At 71.3% G+C, this 16,073-nt stretch carries 14 protein-coding genes; 4 read left to right on the top strand and 10 right to left on the bottom strand.

Annotated features, from left to right (window positions below; all coding sequences use genetic code 11):
* Positions 1 to 15: 15 nt before the first annotated feature.
* Complete coding sequence (locus VMR06_RS10495; protein ID WP_325375978.1) at positions 16 to 1,035, bottom strand: polysaccharide deacetylase family protein; 1,020 nt, start codon at positions 1,033 to 1,035, stop codon at positions 16 to 18.
* 13 nt (positions 1,036 to 1,048) lie between these two features.
* On the opposite strand from VMR06_RS10495, the gene VMR06_RS10490 reads away from it, so the two are divergent.
* On the top strand, positions 1,049 to 1,954 hold the full coding sequence (locus VMR06_RS10490; protein ID WP_325375976.1) for a glycosyltransferase: 906 nt from the start codon (positions 1,049 to 1,051) through the stop codon (positions 1,952 to 1,954).
* A gap of 144 nt (positions 1,955 to 2,098) precedes the next feature.
* On the opposite strand, the gene VMR06_RS10485 is transcribed toward VMR06_RS10490, so the two are convergent.
* The 4 genes from VMR06_RS10485 to VMR06_RS10470 all read right to left on the bottom strand — a co-directional run bounded on the left by VMR06_RS10485 (position 2,099) and on the right by VMR06_RS10470 (position 6,086).
* Positions 2,099 to 3,532, bottom strand: a complete 1,434-nt coding sequence (locus tag VMR06_RS10485; protein ID WP_325375974.1) for a LamG-like jellyroll fold domain-containing protein — start codon at positions 3,530 to 3,532, stop codon at positions 2,099 to 2,101.
* Positions 3,529 to 3,900 carry a hypothetical protein gene (locus VMR06_RS10480; protein WP_325375972.1) on the bottom strand — a complete coding sequence of 124 codons (372 nt, stop codon included), beginning with the start codon at positions 3,898 to 3,900 and terminating at the stop codon, positions 3,529 to 3,531. The genes VMR06_RS10485 and VMR06_RS10480 overlap by 4 nt, the downstream gene beginning before the upstream one ends.
* An 83-nt stretch (positions 3,901 to 3,983) precedes the next feature.
* Positions 3,984 to 5,474, bottom strand: a complete 1,491-nt coding sequence (locus VMR06_RS10475) for a TIGR03013 family XrtA/PEP-CTERM system glycosyltransferase (RefSeq protein ID WP_325375970.1) — start codon at positions 5,472 to 5,474, stop codon at positions 3,984 to 3,986.
* A gap of 375 nt (positions 5,475 to 5,849) precedes the next feature.
* A complete protein-coding gene (locus tag VMR06_RS10470; RefSeq protein WP_325375968.1) occupies positions 5,850 to 6,086 on the bottom strand; it encodes a hypothetical protein in 237 nt (78 codons plus the stop codon).
* Between the two features lie 177 nt (positions 6,087 to 6,263).
* Here VMR06_RS10470 and VMR06_RS10465 point away from each other — a divergent pair, with 177 nt between their 5' ends.
* From VMR06_RS10465 to gorA, 3 genes are all read left to right on the top strand, one after another.
* Positions 6,264 to 6,620, top strand: a complete 357-nt coding sequence (locus tag VMR06_RS10465) for a Rieske (2Fe-2S) protein (RefSeq protein WP_325375966.1) — start codon at positions 6,264 to 6,266, stop codon at positions 6,618 to 6,620.
* Positions 6,621 to 6,768: 148 nt separating this feature from the next.
* Positions 6,769 to 7,302, top strand: a complete 534-nt coding sequence (gene ppa, locus VMR06_RS10460; RefSeq protein ID WP_325375964.1) for an inorganic diphosphatase — start codon at positions 6,769 to 6,771, stop codon at positions 7,300 to 7,302.
* Positions 7,303 to 7,489: 187 nt separating this feature from the next.
* The gene (gene gorA / locus VMR06_RS10455) at positions 7,490 to 8,830 is read left to right on the top strand and encodes a glutathione-disulfide reductase (protein ID WP_325375962.1); all 1,341 of its coding nucleotides are present in this window, start codon (positions 7,490 to 7,492) and stop codon (positions 8,828 to 8,830) included.
* A gap of 600 nt (positions 8,831 to 9,430) precedes the next feature.
* Here gorA and VMR06_RS10450 read toward each other — a convergent pair.
* The 5 genes from VMR06_RS10450 to VMR06_RS10430 all read right to left on the bottom strand — a co-directional run bounded on the left by VMR06_RS10450 (position 9,431) and on the right by VMR06_RS10430 (position 15,944).
* Complete coding sequence (locus tag VMR06_RS10450) at positions 9,431 to 11,497, bottom strand: alkaline phosphatase (protein WP_325375960.1); 2,067 nt, start codon at positions 11,495 to 11,497, stop codon at positions 9,431 to 9,433.
* 57 nt (positions 11,498 to 11,554) lie between these two features.
* Positions 11,555 to 12,154 carry a hypothetical protein gene (locus VMR06_RS10445; protein ID WP_325375958.1) on the bottom strand — a complete coding sequence of 200 codons (600 nt, stop codon included), beginning with the start codon at positions 12,152 to 12,154 and terminating at the stop codon, positions 11,555 to 11,557.
* A 246-nt stretch (positions 12,155 to 12,400) separates the two neighbouring features.
* Entirely contained in the window at positions 12,401 to 14,008 is a 1,608-nt protein-coding gene (locus tag VMR06_RS10440) for a carboxyl transferase domain-containing protein (protein ID WP_325375956.1), read from the bottom strand.
* 170 nt (positions 14,009 to 14,178) lie between these two features.
* Positions 14,179 to 14,745 (bottom strand): hypothetical protein, encoded by a 567-nt coding sequence (locus tag VMR06_RS10435; RefSeq protein ID WP_325375953.1) that lies wholly within the window; start codon positions 14,743 to 14,745, stop codon positions 14,179 to 14,181.
* 26 nt (positions 14,746 to 14,771) lie between these two features.
* Positions 14,772 to 15,944: a thiolase family protein gene (locus tag VMR06_RS10430; RefSeq protein ID WP_325375951.1), complete on the bottom strand. Its 1,173-nt coding sequence runs from the start codon at positions 15,942 to 15,944 to the stop codon at positions 14,772 to 14,774.
* Between the last annotated feature and the right edge of the window lie 129 nt (positions 15,945 to 16,073).

The raw sequence follows: 16,073 nt of genomic DNA, 5'->3' as shown, positions 1-16,073 counted from the left end.
TCTCGCGAGGTTCCGTCAACCGGCCGCGAGCGTGCGAATCGGCCGCCGGAACAGATGCAGCGCGAGCTTGTCGGGCCGGAAGCGTCCTTCGCGGTCGACGATGCCGGATTGCTCGAAGCCGAGCCGGCCGAGCAGCCAGCCGGGGCGGTCGCCGATCGGGTTGATCGTCGGATCGCTGGTGAAGACCAGCTCGAAGCCGGCCTGGTGCGCGCGTTCGGCGATCGCCGCGTCGTAGCGGCCGTGCGGGAACGACATCGTCGCCGGCGCCCGGCCGCCGTCGAGATGGGCGGCGACCTCGCGCCGCGCGCCGGAGAGCTCGGCATCGAGGTCGGCGGCACGCGGCATCGGCGTATGCGTCTTGCCGTGGGTGCCGATCGCGATGCCGCCGCGTTCGAGCGCGGCGACTTCGCCGGCCGTGACCATGTGGCGCAGGCCGTCGTCGAGTGCGTCGTCGAGTGCGTCGGCGAACGGCGCGAGCGCGCGCTCGCGCTCGGCCTCGTCGAGCCGCTCGATCGCCGCGATCACGCGGCGCAGGCTGTCGATGCTCTCGTCGCCGGCGGTGCAGCCGGCCGCGGCGGCGAGGTCGGCGACGCGCAGCCGGCCGAGCCGCCAGCCGCCGACGATGCGCTCTTGATAGAACGCCAGGCGCCGGCCGATCACGTCGGCGACGACGAACAGCAGGCCCGGCACGCCGGCGCGCGCGAGCCGCGGCAGCGCGTAGTCGTGGTTGTCGGACCAGCCGTCGTCGAACGTGATCAGCAGGGCGTGCGGCGGCAGCGGCGTGCCGCCGCGGCGCGCGGCGAGCACGTCCTCGACCGAGACGATGCGGTAGTGGCGGCGGAAGAACGCGATGCAGGCGTCGAGCAGGTCGGCTTCCAGCGTGTAGTCCGGGTCGCAGGAGCGCCAGCGCGGATCGGTCCGCTCGAGCACGCGGTGGAACATGATCACCGTCAGCGTGCGGCGGTTGCGCAGGCGGTGGTAGAGGCCGAGCAGGCCGCTACCATAGAGCCACTTCTTGGCGAGGTCGGACAGCATGGAAACGGGCCCGGTGGTTTCGGCCATCATACCGACATACAACCGGCGCGAACTCGTCGTGCACGCGGTCGGCACGGTGCTCGCGCAGACGATGCCGGTCGATGAGATCATCGTCGTCGACGACGGCTCGAGCGACGGCACCGAGGCCGCCCTGCGCAGCGCGTTCGGCGATCGCATCGTCTACGTGCGGCAGGCCAATGCCGGCGTATCGGCCGCGCGCAATCGCGGGCTTGCGCTGGCACGCGGCCGCTATCTGGCGCTGCTCGACAGCGACGACGAATGGCTGCCCGAGAAGACCGCACGCCAGGTCGAATGGCTGGACGCGCATCCGGATTTCGGCATGGTGCTGTGCGACGTCGCGCGCACCGATGCCGAGCGGCGTCCGGTCGATCGCCTCGAGCGGCGCCGGCTGACGCCCGAAGACGGCTGGGTACTGAAGTGGGTGCTGCTCGAGCCGGCGCTGGCGCCGGTCTCGGCCCTGTTCCGCCGCGAGGTGTTCGAGCGGACCGGCGGCTTCGACGAGTCGCTGCGCACGGCCGAGGATCTGGACTTCCATCTGCGCGTCGCGCGCGACTGGCAGATCGGCGTCGTCGACGCGGTGCTGGCGACCGCGATGCGCGGCCACGACGGCCTGTCGGCGCTGGCGCAGACCTATCGGGACTATGCGACCGTCATCGAGCGCGCGGCCGAGGCGGCCGGCGATCGCGTCCCGTCCGACATCCGCGGGCGCGCGCTCGCCGCGGCCTACCTGCGCAGCGCACGCGGCACGCTCTATGCGGGACGCTGGGGCGAGACCTGGGACTACGCGCGGCGCGCCTGGCGGGCCAGCGACGATCCGCTGCTGCGCCGGCAGGCGCTGGCCCTGCTGCCGCTGGCGGCGCGGCGGCAGGCCGCACGGCTGCTCGGACGCGCGCGCTGACGGCGGCCGGGCCGGCATTCGTGGAGGGCGCCGCAGCGCCCGCGCGGATCGCCGCGCTCAGCCGCCGATCGGCGCAGGCGAGAATTGCGGTGCGGCGCGGAGATGCGCCTGGAGGCGGGCCGTGTGGCCCGCCCCGGCCTGCGATCAGTAGCCGTACAGACCGGCCGCCTTGGCATGCTCGGCGATGCGGTCGATCGACAGCGCCTGGCCGTAGAACAGCGCGACGTGGCCGAGCGTCGAATAGACGAACGGCCGATCGGCGTTCGGCTCGGACGCGACGTAGATGTTCGGCGCGGTCAGCGTGCCGGCGTAGCCGAACAGCGTCTGGATCTGCAGCAGATGGCCGTTGATGTAGATGCGCACCTGCGCGGTGGTCGCGTCGAGCACGGCGGCCAGATGGTAGGTGCGGCCGGCGTTGAGGCCGGACAGGTCCACGCGCGCGCCGCTGCCGACCTGGATGCGCGGCTGCAGGCCGATCACGCCGAAGCTCAGGAACGGATCGACGCCGGCGTCGCCGATGTAGAGGATCGGCTGATGGCCCGAGCCCATCGTGTGGACGCTGACCACGGCCTCGACCGTCAGCGAGCCGCTCGGCGTCGGCGTGCCGGTCGGATTGCCGCTGGCGATCGCCTTGCCGTTGCCTTCGCCGAGGCGCACGTGGCTGGCGTCGCTGGTCGGCATCAGCCGGCTCCAGCCCGGCGCGATCGTGATCGCGGCGCCGGAGATCGTCGCATCGTGATGGCCCGGGCCGTGGTCGGCGAACGACGTGCTGCCGGCGGCCTCGTCGAGCGGGTAGTACAGCGTCGGCGTGTCGGCCATGATCGCGTCGTACAGGCTCGGCACGCCGCCGCCGGTCACGGCGGCCCAGGCGTTGTTGCGGCGCGCGTAGAGCGTGCCGTCGGCCGGCGCATCGGCGAAGCTGCCGCCGGCCGGACCGGCGGGGCCGGCCGGACCCTGTGCGCCAGTCGCGCCGGCCGGGCCTGCGGGACCTTCCGGACCTTGTGCGCCGGCCGGACCAGCCGGGCCTTGCGGGCCGGCATCGCCGGTGGCACCCGTCGCGCCGGTGGCGCCGGCCGGTCCCTGCGGACCTTGCGGGCCGGTCGCACCCGCCGGACCTGCGGGTCCTTGCGCGCCCGTGGCACCGGTGGCGCCAGCCGGCCCGGTGGGGCCGGCCGGACCTTGCGGACCCTGCGGACCAGCCGGGCCGGGATTGCCGCTCAGCGCGTACTGCGCGACCGGCGTCGTCGCGACGGCCTGGCGCGGCAGCAGCGGCTGGCCGTTGACACGCACCTCCAGCCACAGCTGGGTGCCGGTGAACGCGCCCGGGAACGCCAGGCTCACCGTGAAGACGCCGTTGGCGACCGGGAACTGCGGCTCGGTCTGCGTCGTGCCGATCTGCTGGCCGCCGGTCTGCGCGTCGTACAGCGCGAACGCAAGGTCGTAGGGGCCGTTGGCCGGCTGGCCTTCGCGCATCAGCAGGCCCTGGTACGTGAAGTCGGGGAGCTGGGCGACCTGGGCCGCGGCCGAGCCGGCGACGAGCAGCAGCAGGCCGATCAGGAAATGCCGGAAGATCTTCATGGATCGCAGTCCTCGAAACTGGTGCGTAGGATGGAATCGTCGAGACGCACGCCGGTCCAGAAGCCCGACGTCACGATGAAGTCGCCGCCGCTCGAGACGCCGGTGACCGGCTGACCGATCGTGCCGGCCAGATCGAAGCAGGCGCTGTGCGCGCGGGCGGTGCCGCCGCCGGCGATCGCGTGGCGCGTCACCTGGTAGGTGTCGGCGCCGGCCGGCGCGGCATGACCGGCATCGTCGGCCGCCAGCGCCAGCGCGGCCGCCAGCGCGAGGCCGGTCGCGCCAGCCAGGCGCAGCGCGCGGCCCGCCACCGGTGCGCGCCGCCGCGCCGCGGGTCCGCCGGACCGCCCGGGCATCGGTAGGATGTGCATGGACTACCCCTTGCGATGAAATCGAATCGAGCCGTCGCCGGCCGCCGTCTCGCGGCCGGAACGGGTTCCCTTCACATACCGGCTCAGCGCGCCCCGCGGCCGAACAGCACCACCTCCAGCGTCTGCAGCAGGATTGCCGCATCGAGCAGGAGGTTGTGATTCTTGACGTAGAACAGGTCGTACTTGAGCTTCTCGGCAGCGTCCTCTTCGGTCGCGCCGTACGGAAAGTTCAGCTGCGCCCAGCCGGCCAGGCCGGGCTTCACGCAATGGCGCAGCTGGTAGTAGCGGATCTTCTTGGCCAGCTCGTCGACGAACTGCGGCCGTTCCGGCCGCGGACCGATCAGGCTCATGTCGCCGCGCAGGATGTTCCACAGCTGCGGCAGCTCGTCCAGGCGCGTCTTGCGGATGAAACGGCCGACCCGGGTCACGCGGTCGTCGTTCTTGGCGGCCCATACCGCCACGCCGTTCTTCTCGGCGTCCGGACGCATGCTGCGGAATTTGGCCAGCGAGAACACCTGGCCGCGCTCGCCGACGCGCTCCTGCCGGTACAGCACCGGCGCGCGCCAGCCCGACTCGATGCGGATCGCCAGCGCCGTCAGCAGCATGAACGGCGACATCGGGATCAGCACCATCAGCGCTGCGACGACGTCGAACACGCGCTTGGAGAAGCGGCGCAGCGGCGAGGCGTTGAAGCCGTCGGAGAACACCAGCCAGGACGGGTCGACCAGGTCGAGCTGGACCTTGCCCAGTTCGCGCTCGAAGAAGGTCGGCAGGTCGGTGATCATGATGCCGTTCTGCTTGCACTCGAGCAGCTCGGCCATCGGCAGCGAGCCGCGGCGGTCGTCCGAGCCGACGACGATCTCGGCGATCTGGCGCTGCCGCACGAAGTCCGACAGCGGCGTGCCGGGACGCAGCAGGGTGTCGGCCGGCACGCTCGGCGTCTCGCCTTCCATCGGCAGGAAGCCGACCACCGCGAAGCCGCGCCGGTCGACGCGGCGGCGCATGCGCGAGGAAATCATCGAGGCGCGCCGGCCGCTGCCGAGGACCAGCACGCGGCGCTTGAGCGCCTCCACGTCGATCAGGCGCATGAACGCGGCGCGGAACGTGGCGACCGCGACGAAGCCGATCAGCATGCCGATACCGGCGACGCCGCGGCCGATGTACAGGTGCGGCACCACGTAGTAGAGCAGGGCCAGCCCGATGCCGCCGAGCAGGAAGCCGATCGCCTGGCGCGCGAGCACGCCGAACAGGCGTTCGCGCATGCGCGGCTGGTACAGGCCGAGCGCCGCCATCGCTAGCACGATCACGGCGCCGAACACCAGCGAGCGCAGCATGAAGCCGCCCGAGTACTCGCTGAGCCATTCGTGGTCGTACCAGTAGCGGATCCGCATCGCCAGCCACAGCGAGCCGGCCAGCAGCAGGCCCTCGCCGGTGGCGAGCGCGATCAGCCAGCGATTGGCCTGGTCACGCAGGAAGCGCAGCATCCAGCGTCCTCTGCCGGATTCGGCGTACGGGGCATCCTGCCCCGCCGGCAGGCCGACCGGGTGCGGAAACCGCGGGTTGTCGATGTGCATCTGCGAGCACCGGTAGGGGGCCGGGCTCGGTGCCTAGCGAATCGCGTGCCATATCCGCTGAATGATACCTATCCCGCGCCGTTGCTGCGCGATCGGGCAGGTGGCCGGCTAGCATTTCCCGATCGGCGGATGTCGTGAACCTGATCACATTGTCAGAACGCGACGCTCCGCGCGCAAACCCGCCATCGCGCGGAACCGCCCGATCACGGCGCCGGACCGGCCGGATGCGCGCTCGGCATCTGCCAGGCGGTAACGGTCGGGATCGGGATTGGCTGGGGAGACCGGCCGCGACTCGGCCGGGTGAAGGCCGGCTTCCGCTGCCGGAAGCCGAGCGGCCGGCAATCGCCGCCGGCGGGGCCGCTTGCGCGCGGCCGCTCAGGACTTGCGCGTGGTTTCGTGCAGGACCCGGAACTCGCCCTCGATCACGCCGGGCTTGGCTGCGGCGGGACGTGCCGCGCGGGCCACCGGGCGCGACCGGAACGCGTTGACCGCGAGCATGATCACCGCGCCGACCGCCAGCACCGCGATCACCGCCAGGCCCAGCGTCAGCAGCGCCGCCATGATCACCAGGCCCGCCGCCATCGCCAGGATGCGCAGCAGCGGATTGTGCATGCGCGGGAGTTTCCAGTAGAACATCGTGCCGTTCGCCTGTGACAGAATGGACGCGCCTGCCGAGGCAGGCGTTCCTGGCGATTTTGGGACACCCGGCGGCCCGCGCAAGTGCCGGCCGTCCCGGTCGGCGCGTTCGGACGCGCGCGGCCGCGCCGAATGCGCACTCCCGGACGCCCCATGCCGACGCCACCGCCCCGCCGCCTCTGCGCGATCGACGACGTTCCCGACGGCGGCGCGATCGGCGCGGCGACGCGCCCCGATGCCCCGTTCTTCGACCTGATCGTGCTGCGCCGTGGCCGCGAGGTGTACGCGTACTACAACGAATGCCCGCATGCCGGCCGCAACCTCGACTGGTCGCCGGGCCGTTTCCTGGTCAAGGACGGCCTGCTGGTCTGCGCGGCCCACGGCGCGACGTTCGCGGTCGAGGACGGACGCTGCCGCGCCGGCCCCGGCGGCGGTGGCCTGGTCGCTGCGCCGATCCGCGTCGACGGCGAGGACGTGCTGCTGCTGGCCGAGACCGGCGACGCGGCCTGATCCGCGCCGCGCATGCGGCAACGCGACACGCTTGGCCGTCCAAATCGATGCCGACATATGCTGCGGCGCAGCAGGGTTTGCCGTATCCTTGCGCGCCCGCCGACGACGGCGGTGCATCGACGAAAACGCAGCACGAGGAGAGTCCCGCATGGCGCTCGAACTGGTCCCGGCCGGTCGCGACGTACCGAATGAAATCAACGTGGTCATCGAAATCCCGAAGGATTCCGAGCCGGTCAAGTACGAGGTCGACAAGTCCACCGGCGCGATCTTCGTCGATCGCGTGCTGTCCACGCCGATGCGCTATCCGTGCAACTACGGCTACATCCCGGGCACGCTCGGCGGCGACGGCGATCCGCTCGACGTGCTGGTGATCCTGCCGCTGCCGCTGGTGCCGGGCTCGGTGATCCGCTGCAAGCCGGTCGGCATGCTGAAGATGACCGACGAGGCCGGCGGCGACGAGAAGCTGATCGCGGTGCCGGTGTCGAAGGTCTTCGCCGGCTATGCCCACGTCGACACGATCGACCAGGTCTCGGGCCACTGGCTGGAGCGGATCGGCCACTTCTTCGAGCACTACAAGGATCTGGAGAAGGGCAAGTGGGTCAAGGTCGAGGGCTGGGTCGGCGCCGAGGAAGCGCGCCGCGAGATCCTGGCCGGCGTCGAGCGCGCACGCGCCGACGCCTGATCGCAGGCCGGCGGTAGCGGGCGGCCCGGCGCGATCGCGGCGGGATCGTGCGAAGACGCCGGCCGCTCGCCGAGGGCATCGAGCTGCGCGCTTGGTGCGGCCGGGCCGAAGCAGGGGGCGCTTCGCTTGCACATGCGCTGGACATCCCCGAACCTTGCCGGTCGACGAGCGACCGGCGAGCCTGCGTATGTCCACTCATGATCTGATCGTGCTCGGCGCCGGTTCCGGCGGCCTCGCCTCGGCGATACGCGCCGCGCGCTACGGTGCGCGCGTGGCCCTGGTCGAGCCGGGCGTGCTCGGCGGCACCTGCGTCAACGTCGGCTGCGTGCCGAAGAAGGCGATGTGGCTGGCGTCCAATCTCGCCGAGTCCGGCCGCATCGCCGCGCGCCTCGGCTTCGAGCGCTGCGCGGTCGGCTTCGACTGGGCCGCCTTCGTCGCTCATCGCCAGCGCTACATCGAGGCGATCCATGCCGGCTACCGTGAGCGCATCGACGCGCTCGGCATCGACTGGGTGCCGGCTGCCGGCCGCTTCGTCGATGCCGGCCGCATCGCCGCCGGCGATCGCACGCTGGAGGCGCCGCAGATCGTCGTCGCGACCGGTTCTCGGCCGCTGCGGCCCGCGTTCGCGGACGGCGTCGGCATCGACTCCGACGGTTTCTTCGCGCTGCGGCAGCAGCCGCGCCGCGTCGCGATCGTCGGCAACGGCTACGTCGCCGTCGAACTCGCCGGCGTCCTGCATGCGCTCGGTTCCGAGGTCCATCTGCTGATCCGCGGCAATCGCCTGCTCGGATCGTTCGACGAGGAGGTCGCGCGCCGGCTGGCCGGTCTGTACCAGGCCGACGGCATCGCCATCGAGGCCGGCTTCGATACGGTCGGCGCGTCGATGCAGGAAGGCGAGGCGCGCATCGCCGCCGCCGACGGCCGCGAGCTGCGCACGGACACGCTGATCTGGGCGATCGGCCGGCGTCCCGATACGCGATCGTTGAATCTCGCCACCGCCGGCGTCGCCTGCGACGCGCAAGGCCGCATCATCGTCGACGATCGCCAGCGCACCGGCGTGCCGGGCATCCATGCGGTCGGCGACGTCACCACCGCACCGGCGCTGACGCCAGTCGCGATCGCGGCCGGCCGCGCGCTGGCCGACCGCCTGTTCGGGGGGCGGCCCGAATGCCGGCTCGACGCAGCCGACGTGCCGACCGTGATCTTCTCGCACCCGCCGCTCGGCTCGGTCGGCCTGACCGAGGCCGCCGCGCGCGAGCGCCACGGCGACGCGGCCGTGAAGGTCTACAGCACCGCGTTCCGCCCGATGCTGACGGCGCTGGCCGGCGACGAGGCGCGCAGCTTCGTCAAGCTGGTTTGCGTCGGCGAGGACGAGCGCATCGTCGGCCTGCACGTGCTCGGCCTCGGTGCCGACGAGCTGCTGCAAGGCTTCGCCGTCGCCGTGAAGATGGGCGCGCGCAAGGCCGACTTCGACGCGACGATCGCGATCCATCCGACCTCGGCCGAAGAGGTCGTGCTGATCGAGTGACCGGCGTGTCGCCGGTCTTTCTAGTCCGGATTTCGCCTGGTGTTTTGGGCTGTCGTTGCTCCAACCCCGCTCTTGCCGTCGCTTTCAGCTTTTGACGTTGTGCGCCTAAAGCGAGCCGAGCATCGCAGGTCGGCCAGGCCGAAGAGCTGCCCCGTGTCTGAGCGCCAGCGAGTTGGGGCAGCGTGCCTGGGCGACCGAGAAGCGCAGGGCACCGATGCGGCGCAGCCGCATCGGCTCGCGTCAGCGCAGGCGGTTTTGGTGACTTTTTCCAAGAAAGAATGTCCGGGAGAACATTCTTGACGTCGCGATAGCGACGGCCCGGAGGGCGGACGCCAGGGATGGCGGTCCGCAAAAAAGTCACCCGCTCGCGCAGCGAGCGGAAGCTCTTGATCTAGTTTTTCTTGTACTTCAGATGCCTCTTTGATCGCAGTTCAGATCGGCGCAGGCACGAATGGACGCCGAAGTAGCACAACATTGAGTCGAAGTGAAAACGAAAAACGCCGGGGCCCGAAGGCCCCGGCGTCGTTTGGTGGTCGGACGTCCGTGTCCTGCTGCAAGACGTAACGCGGACCGAGCAGCCGGTGCCGCGATCGGGTTCGATCAGTCGGCGCCGCCGACCGCGATCTGGCCGATCTTGAAGAACACGTCGGTGTTGTCGAACACGCCGTTGAAGTGGTGCGCGCCGCGGCCATAGGCCGACAGCGGAATGTCGGTCGCGGTGTGCGCGGCCTGGTCGCCCGGGACCTGGCCGGTGACCAGATAGCCGGCGCCTTCGTTGCGGACGCTGGGGTTGGCCGGCGACTGCGACGGCGGGAACGGCTGCTGCGTGTCGCGCGTCGGGAAGCGGCTCGGCAGCCAGGTCTCGTAGCGGTCGGCGTTGGCGCCGTAGCCGATCAGCATCTTGCCGTCGACGTGCGTGGTTTCCGGATAGCCGTCCTCTGCCATCGTGTACTTCGGGAACCTGGCCGCCTCGTAGATGCCGACCACGCCCTTGCCGGCGTCCGGATCGGCCTCGAGCGTGGCCGCGCTGACCGTCGCCGCGCCGATGATCGCGGCGCCCGAGCACTCATGGTCGGCCGTGACCAGGACCAGGGTGTCGGGGTTGCGCTCGGCGAAGCGCTTGGCGACCGCGATCGCGCGGTCCAGCTCGATGACCTCGAGCGTCCAGCGGTCGGTGTCCATCAGATGCGCCTGCTTGTCGATCGAGGCGCCTTCGATCAGCGCGACGAAGCCGTTCGGGTTCTTCGAGAGCACCTTCAGCGCGGCGTCGGTCATTTCGTCGAGCATCGGCTGGTCCGGAAACCCGAACGCGTCGACCACGGCGGTGTCGCCGCGGCGGCCGGCGATCTTGTCGTAGGCCACGTTCATGTTCGAGTACGAGAACAGGCCGAGCAGCTTGTCCGGCGTGCCGGCGTTGAATGCGGCATCCAGCCCGGACTTGTCGGCCGCGTAGCGGAAGCCGGCGTCGCGGAACTCGGCGATCAGGTCGCGCTCCGGATCGAGCGCACCGCGCGCGACGCCCCAGCCGTTGACGATGTCGTCGCCGAGCACGTAGTCGTTGGACTTGCGGCGCTGCGAGCCGTTGACCGGCTGCGGGCTGGTGCTGTCGGACGGGTTCGGCAGGAACCACTTGCGGCCGCCGCCGAGCAGCACGGCCAGGCCGCTCTGGTCGCGGTCGTCGAAGAACTGGTCGACGATGCCGGTGCCGTTGCCGCGCGCCGAGGTGTGGATCGCCATCGAGGCCGGCGTCGCGTCGAACACGTCGGCGGTGGTGACCACGCCGAGCGACTTGCCCTGCAGGTTGTGCAGGTACTCGGACAGGTATTCGTAGCGCGGATTGTCGAACGCGTCGCGGGTGTCGTCCGGCCAGACGCCTTCCTCGTTGTTGTTGGCCTTGTTGCCGGTCACGTAGTTCTGCATGCCGGGCGCCGAGTCGGTGACGATCGAGTTCAGCGATGCGGTCATGACCATGCCGGTGTTCGGGAACGTGTCCATCGCGAGCAGGCCCTTGGCCTTGCCCTGCGCATAGCCGCGCGACACGATGCGGGCGGCGGTGCGGTGCGCGGCGCCCATGCCGTCGCCGAGGAAGATCACGATGTTCTTGGCGACCTGGCCCGATTCGGCGTCGATGCCGACGATCTCGAAGTTGCCGGTCGCGGTGATCGTGGTGCCGTCGTCCTGACGTGCGATCGCACGCAGCGTGTGCACGCCGGCGCGGCTGTTGGAGTAGGCGCGGCGCGAGATCACGGTCGCATTGCCGGCCAGGCCGGCGACCAGCGTGCAGCCCGAGGCGCCGGTCGTGCGGCCCGAGGCGGCGATGCAGGTCGCGGCCGGGCCGGTCTCGGTGATCGTGCTGGTCAGCGTCGCGCGCGGATCGTGGATCAGCTCGCCGTCGACCCAGAACGGGCGCAGCGTGCTCTGGTCGTCGACGATGAAGTCGAACGAGACGATCGTGCGGCCCGGATCGGGCTCGATCGTCATCTGCAGGTCGAAGCGCTGGCCGGGCAGGAAGCGCGCGATGACCGGACTTTCTTCGCCGCTCGCGAACAGCTCGCTCGGCGGCGTCAGCCGCGAAATGCGCGCGGCGAACGCGTCGCCGGCGAGAAGGCCGAGAACCGCGGCGGTCAGCAGCGGCAGGCCGCGACCGGATCGGGACACGAAGGACATGGGGCTACTCCTGGGTGGGAAGAGGGCAGGCGGCCGCGCTCCGTCGCAGCCGGTTCGTCAGTGGCGATGAGGCGGCGTCTGCGCGCTGCGTGCCGCTTCGCGGCTGAGGCGGCGCAGGGCGCGCGTGACCGGCGCGTCGAGCGTCAGTTGCACCGAGGACACCCGGCCGCTGGCCGCGTCCTCGCGGCTGCCGACGCTGAGCGTGCCGGTGAGCTGGACCAGGCCGGGAATGCGCGGAATCGTCGCGCCGGCCGATTCGGGCAGACGGACCATGACCGCCGACGGCGGAATATTGTCGGCCAGGCTCTCGTCCTCGTGGCCGATGTCGACGGCCAGCGGCGACAGCAGGAAACGATCCTCGGCCGGCGGATACAGCGGCACGACGTAGCCGACCATGCGCACGCGCCGGCCGTCGAGCGCGGCGAGCTTGTCGCTCGGCTCGAGTCCGAGCGGGCCGACCGGCATGCGGAACAGCTCGCCGAACTTGAGCTCGACTACGCCGCGCGGCGGTGCGCCGAGCTCGCCGCGCACGGCCAGCGCGCGCGGCACGTCGCGCGCGGCGACGCTGGGGATCGAGACGGCTTCGCCGTGGGCATGGACGAATACGGGCAGTGCGGCCAGGATCAGGCCCGGCAGCAGGCGGCGGAGAAGGGACAAGGCGGGCATCCTCGGCTGGGTGCCGCGACGCGAAGCGGCGTCGCGTTGGCGATGCGCGCAGCCTAGGTCGCGCCGATGAAGAAGCCGTGACGGCGCGGTGACCGAGCGATGTCGGCCGGCGCTGTGGCGCATACGGCCGATCGCGCGGACCTGTGCCCCGCGCTGCGATCGCTGCGCAGCAGGCAATCGGCGCCTGCCCGCCAGCCGCGGCCGGCGGCACGGCCGTCGGGCCGCGCCGCGCAGGGTCTACATCCGGAACACGCCGAAGCGGCCGCGCTCGACCGGCGCATTGAACGCGGCCGACAGCGCCAGGCCGAGCACGCGGCGGGTGTCGGCGGGGTCGATGATGCCGTCGTCCCAGAGCCGTGCGCTGGCGTAGTACGGATGGCCCTGGCGCTCGTACTGGGCGCGGATCGGCGCCTTGAACGCGTCTTCCTCTTCCTGCGGCCAGGTCTTGCCGGCCGCCTCGAGGCCGTCGCGGCGCACGGTCGCCAGCACCGAGGCGGCCTGTTCGCCGCCCATCACGCTGATGCGCGCGTTCGGCCACATCCACAGGAAGCGCGCCCCGTAGGCGCGGCCGCACATCGCGTAGTTGCCGGCGCCGAAGCTGCCGCCGGTGACGACGGTGAACTTGGGCACGTGCGAACAGGCCACCGCGGTGACCATCTTCGCGCCGTCCTTGGCGATGCCGGCGTTCTCGTACTTGCGGCCGACCATGAAGCCGGTGATGTTCTGCAGGAACACCAGCGGGATGTCGCGCTGGTTGCACAGCTCGATGAAGTGCGCACCCTTCAGCGCACACTCGGAGAACAGGATGCCGTTGTTGGCGACGATGCCGACCGGATAGCCGTGGATGTGCGCGAAGCCGGTGACCAGGGTCTTGCCGTAGCGTGCCTTGAACTCGTCGAGCACCGAGCCGTCGACGACGCGCGCGATGATCTCGCGGATGTCGAACGGGATGCGCACGTCGCGCGGCACGACGCCGTAGAGCTCCTCGGACGCGTACAGCGGCTCAAGCGGCGTAGCGAGCGCGGCCGGCACGCGCTTGACGCGGTTGAGATGGCGCAGGATGTCGCGGGTGATCGCCAGCGCGTGCGCGTCGTTCTCGGCGTAGTGGTCGGCGACGCCGGAGACCGCGGTGTGCACGTCGGCGCCGCCGAGCGATTCGGCGTCGACGATCTCGCCGGTGGCGGCCTTCACCAGTGGCGGACCGCCGAGGAAGATCGTGCCCTGCTCGCGCACGATCACGGTCTCGTCGCTCATCGCCGGCACGTAGGCGCCGCCGGCCGTGCACGAGCCCATCACGACCGCGATCTGCGCGATGCCGAGGCTGCTCATGCGCGCCTGGTTGTAGAAGATCCGGCCGAAGTGCTCGCGGTCCGGGAAGACCTCATCCTGCAGCGGCAGGAACGCGCCGCCGGAATCGACCAGATACACGCAGGGCAGGCGGTTCTCGAGCGCGATCTCCTGCGCGCGCAGATGCTTCTTGACCGTCATCGGGAAGTAGGTGCCGCCCTTGACGGTCGCGTCGTTGGCGACGACCAGCACTTCCTGGCCGTGCACCCGGCCGATGCCGGTGACCAGGCCGGCGCCGGGCGCGGCGTCCTCGTACAGGCCGTGGCCGGCCAGTGCCGAGAGCTCGAGGAACGGCGAGCCCGGATCGAGCAGGGCGCGGATGCGCTCGCGCGGCAGCAGCTTGCCGCGCGCGGTGTGCTTGGCGCGGGCGGCCTCGCCGCCGCCGAGCGCGATGCGCGCGGTGGTCGCCTCCAGATCCTCGACCAGGCCGCGCATCTGCGCGGCGTTGGCGAGGAAGTCCTCGCTGCGCGTGTCGATCTGGCTCTTGATGGCCGGCATGGCGAGACCCGTGCGTGAAGTGGTGCGCATGAAAGCACAGCCATCCGGCGGTGCCAACGGCGCGGCGCGTATCGCGAGGCCCCTGAACGCGAACGGCCCGGCAAGGCCGGGCCGTCGCGGGCGATCGCAGCGGTGACGCGCGGCGCGCGGCCGCCGCGCCGCGCATCCGATCAGTCGTGACCGTCCTTCTTGACGGCGTCGGAGGCGGCGTCCTTGGCGTCCTTGGCGGTGTCCTTGATGTCATGGCCGACTTCCTTGGCGCCGGCCTTGACCTCGCGTCCGGCGGCCTTGGTCGCGTCCCAGGCTTCCTTGGCGCCTTCCTTCACGGCTTCGCCGGTGGCCGATGCGGCCTCCTTGGTCGCGTCGGCGGCATGGCCCGCGGCGTCCTTGGTGGCATCGGCGGCGGCCGCGGCGGCCTCCTTGGTCTTGTCCCAGGCGCTGTCGGCCTTCTCGCCGGCCTTGTCGGCGGCGTCGGACATGGCGGCACCGGCCGAGGCGGCGGCCTCGCGGGTGGCGACGGCGGCCTTGTCAGCGGCTTCCTTGGTCGCCTGCGCGGCTTCGTGGGCGGCCTTCTTGGCGTCCTCGGCGGCCTGCTGGGCCTGCTTCTGGGCGTCGTCGCCACAGGCGGCGAGCGTCAGCATCAACAGCGAAACGGACAACAGCTTGGTCAGCGACATGATCGAATCCTCCCTCGGATGATGGATGCAACGGGGCTTGCCGCACGCGACGCCGGCCACGCCGGCGTCGCGCCTACAACCGGTCTTCACACCAGTTCGATCGCGATGGCGGTCGCTTCGCCGCCGCCAATGCACAGCGAGGCGATGCCGCGCTTGCCGCCGCGCGCGCGCAGCGCGTGCAGCAGCGTGACGATCAGACGCGCGCCGGACGCGCCGATCGGGTGGCCGAGGGCGCAGGCGCCGCCGTTGACGTTGAGCTTCTCGTGCGCAATGCCGAACTCGCGCATCGGCGCCATCGCGACCACCGCGAACGCTTCGTTGACCTCGAACAGGTCGACGTCGGCGACGCTCCAGCCGGTCTGGTCGAGCAGCTTCTTGATCGCGCCGATCGGCGCGGTCGTGAACCATTCGGGCTGCTGCGAAGAGGTCGCGTGACCGACGATGCGCGCCAGCGGCGTGGCGCCGGCGGCCTGCGCCGCCTCGGCACCGGCCACGATCAGCGCCGCGGCGCCGTCGGAGATGCTCGAGGAACTGGCGGCGGTCACCGTGCCGTCCTTGCGGAACGCCGGCTTGAGGGTCGGGATCTTGGCGATGTCGGACTTGCCGGGCTGCTCGTCGGTATCGACCGAGACCTCGCCCTTGCGCGTGGCGACCTTGACCGGAACGATCTCGTCGCCGAACGCGCCGCCGGCGATCGCCGCCTGCGCGCGCCTGACCGACTCGATCGCGTAGGCGTCCTGCTCCTCGCGCGTGAAGCCGTACTTGTCGGCGGTGGCCTCGGCGAACACGCCCATCGCCTGACCGTCGTAGGGATTGGTCAGGCCGTCCCAGGCCATGTGGTCGACCAGCTTGGCGTCGCCGTAGCGCAGGCCGCCGCGCGCGCCGACCATGTGCGGCGCATTGGTCATCGACTCCATGCCGCCGGCGACGACGATGCTGGCCGAGCCGGCCTTGATCAGGTCGTGGGCGAGCATCACCGCCTTCATGCCCGAGCCGCAGACCTTGTTGATCGTGGTGCAGCCGGTGGCGGTCGGCAGGCCGGCGGCCAGGGCGGCCTGGCGGGCCGGCGCCTGGCCGAGGTTGGCCGGCAGCACGCAGCCCATGATGACCTCGGAGACCTGGTCGGCGGCGACGCCGGACTGCTCGAGCGCGGCGCGGATCGCGGCGGCGCCCAGGGTCGGCGTCGGCACGCCGGTGAACTGGCCGAGCATGGAACCGATGGCGGTGCGCTTGGCGCCGACGATGAAGACATCAGACATGGGATCTACTCCTGGTGCGGGCGGGCCGGACGTGGGGCGCCGGCCGGGCGCGCATTCTAGCAGGCCCTCGCCACCCGGCCGGATTCGGGACGAGTCGACGCCGCACCGTCGCGGCCGGCAGCGCGGACG

The organism is Dokdonella sp. (assembly GCF_035511235.1).
GTDB lineage: Bacteria > Pseudomonadota > Gammaproteobacteria > Xanthomonadales > Rhodanobacteraceae > Dokdonella.
Note: the sequence above shows the minus strand (reverse complement) of the source record. Positions and strands in the feature narration are given on the sequence as shown.

What these genes read in the sequence shown, in the direction of transcription:
- VMR06_RS10495 (WP_325375978.1), bottom strand. Translation starts at nt 1,035, where the DNA reads ATGCTGTCCGACCTCGCCAAGAAGTGGCTCTATGGTAGCGGCCTGCTC.
- VMR06_RS10485 (WP_325375974.1), bottom strand. Translation starts at nt 3,532, where the DNA reads ATGAAGATCTTCCGGCATTTCCTGATCGGCCTGCTGCTGCTCGTCGCC.
- VMR06_RS10480 (WP_325375972.1), bottom strand. Translation starts at nt 3,900, where the DNA reads ATGCACATCCTACCGATGCCCGGGCGGTCCGGCGGACCCGCGGCGCGG.
- VMR06_RS10475 (WP_325375970.1), bottom strand. Translation starts at nt 5,474, where the DNA reads ATGCACATCGACAACCCGCGGTTTCCGCACCCGGTCGGCCTGCCGGCG.
- VMR06_RS10470 (WP_325375968.1), bottom strand. Translation starts at nt 6,086, where the DNA reads ATGCACAATCCGCTGCTGCGCATCCTGGCGATGGCGGCGGGCCTGGTG.
- VMR06_RS10465 (WP_325375966.1), top strand. Translation starts at nt 6,264, where the DNA reads ATGCCGACGCCACCGCCCCGCCGCCTCTGCGCGATCGACGACGTTCCC.
- ppa (WP_325375964.1), top strand. Translation starts at nt 6,769, where the DNA reads ATGGCGCTCGAACTGGTCCCGGCCGGTCGCGACGTACCGAATGAAATC.
- gorA (WP_325375962.1), top strand. Translation starts at nt 7,490, where the DNA reads ATGTCCACTCATGATCTGATCGTGCTCGGCGCCGGTTCCGGCGGCCTC.
- VMR06_RS10450 (WP_325375960.1), bottom strand. Translation starts at nt 11,497, where the DNA reads ATGTCCTTCGTGTCCCGATCCGGTCGCGGCCTGCCGCTGCTGACCGCC.
- VMR06_RS10440 (WP_325375956.1), bottom strand. Translation starts at nt 14,008, where the DNA reads ATGCCGGCCATCAAGAGCCAGATCGACACGCGCAGCGAGGACTTCCTC.
- VMR06_RS10430 (WP_325375951.1), bottom strand. Translation starts at nt 15,944, where the DNA reads ATGTCTGATGTCTTCATCGTCGGCGCCAAGCGCACCGCCATCGGTTCC.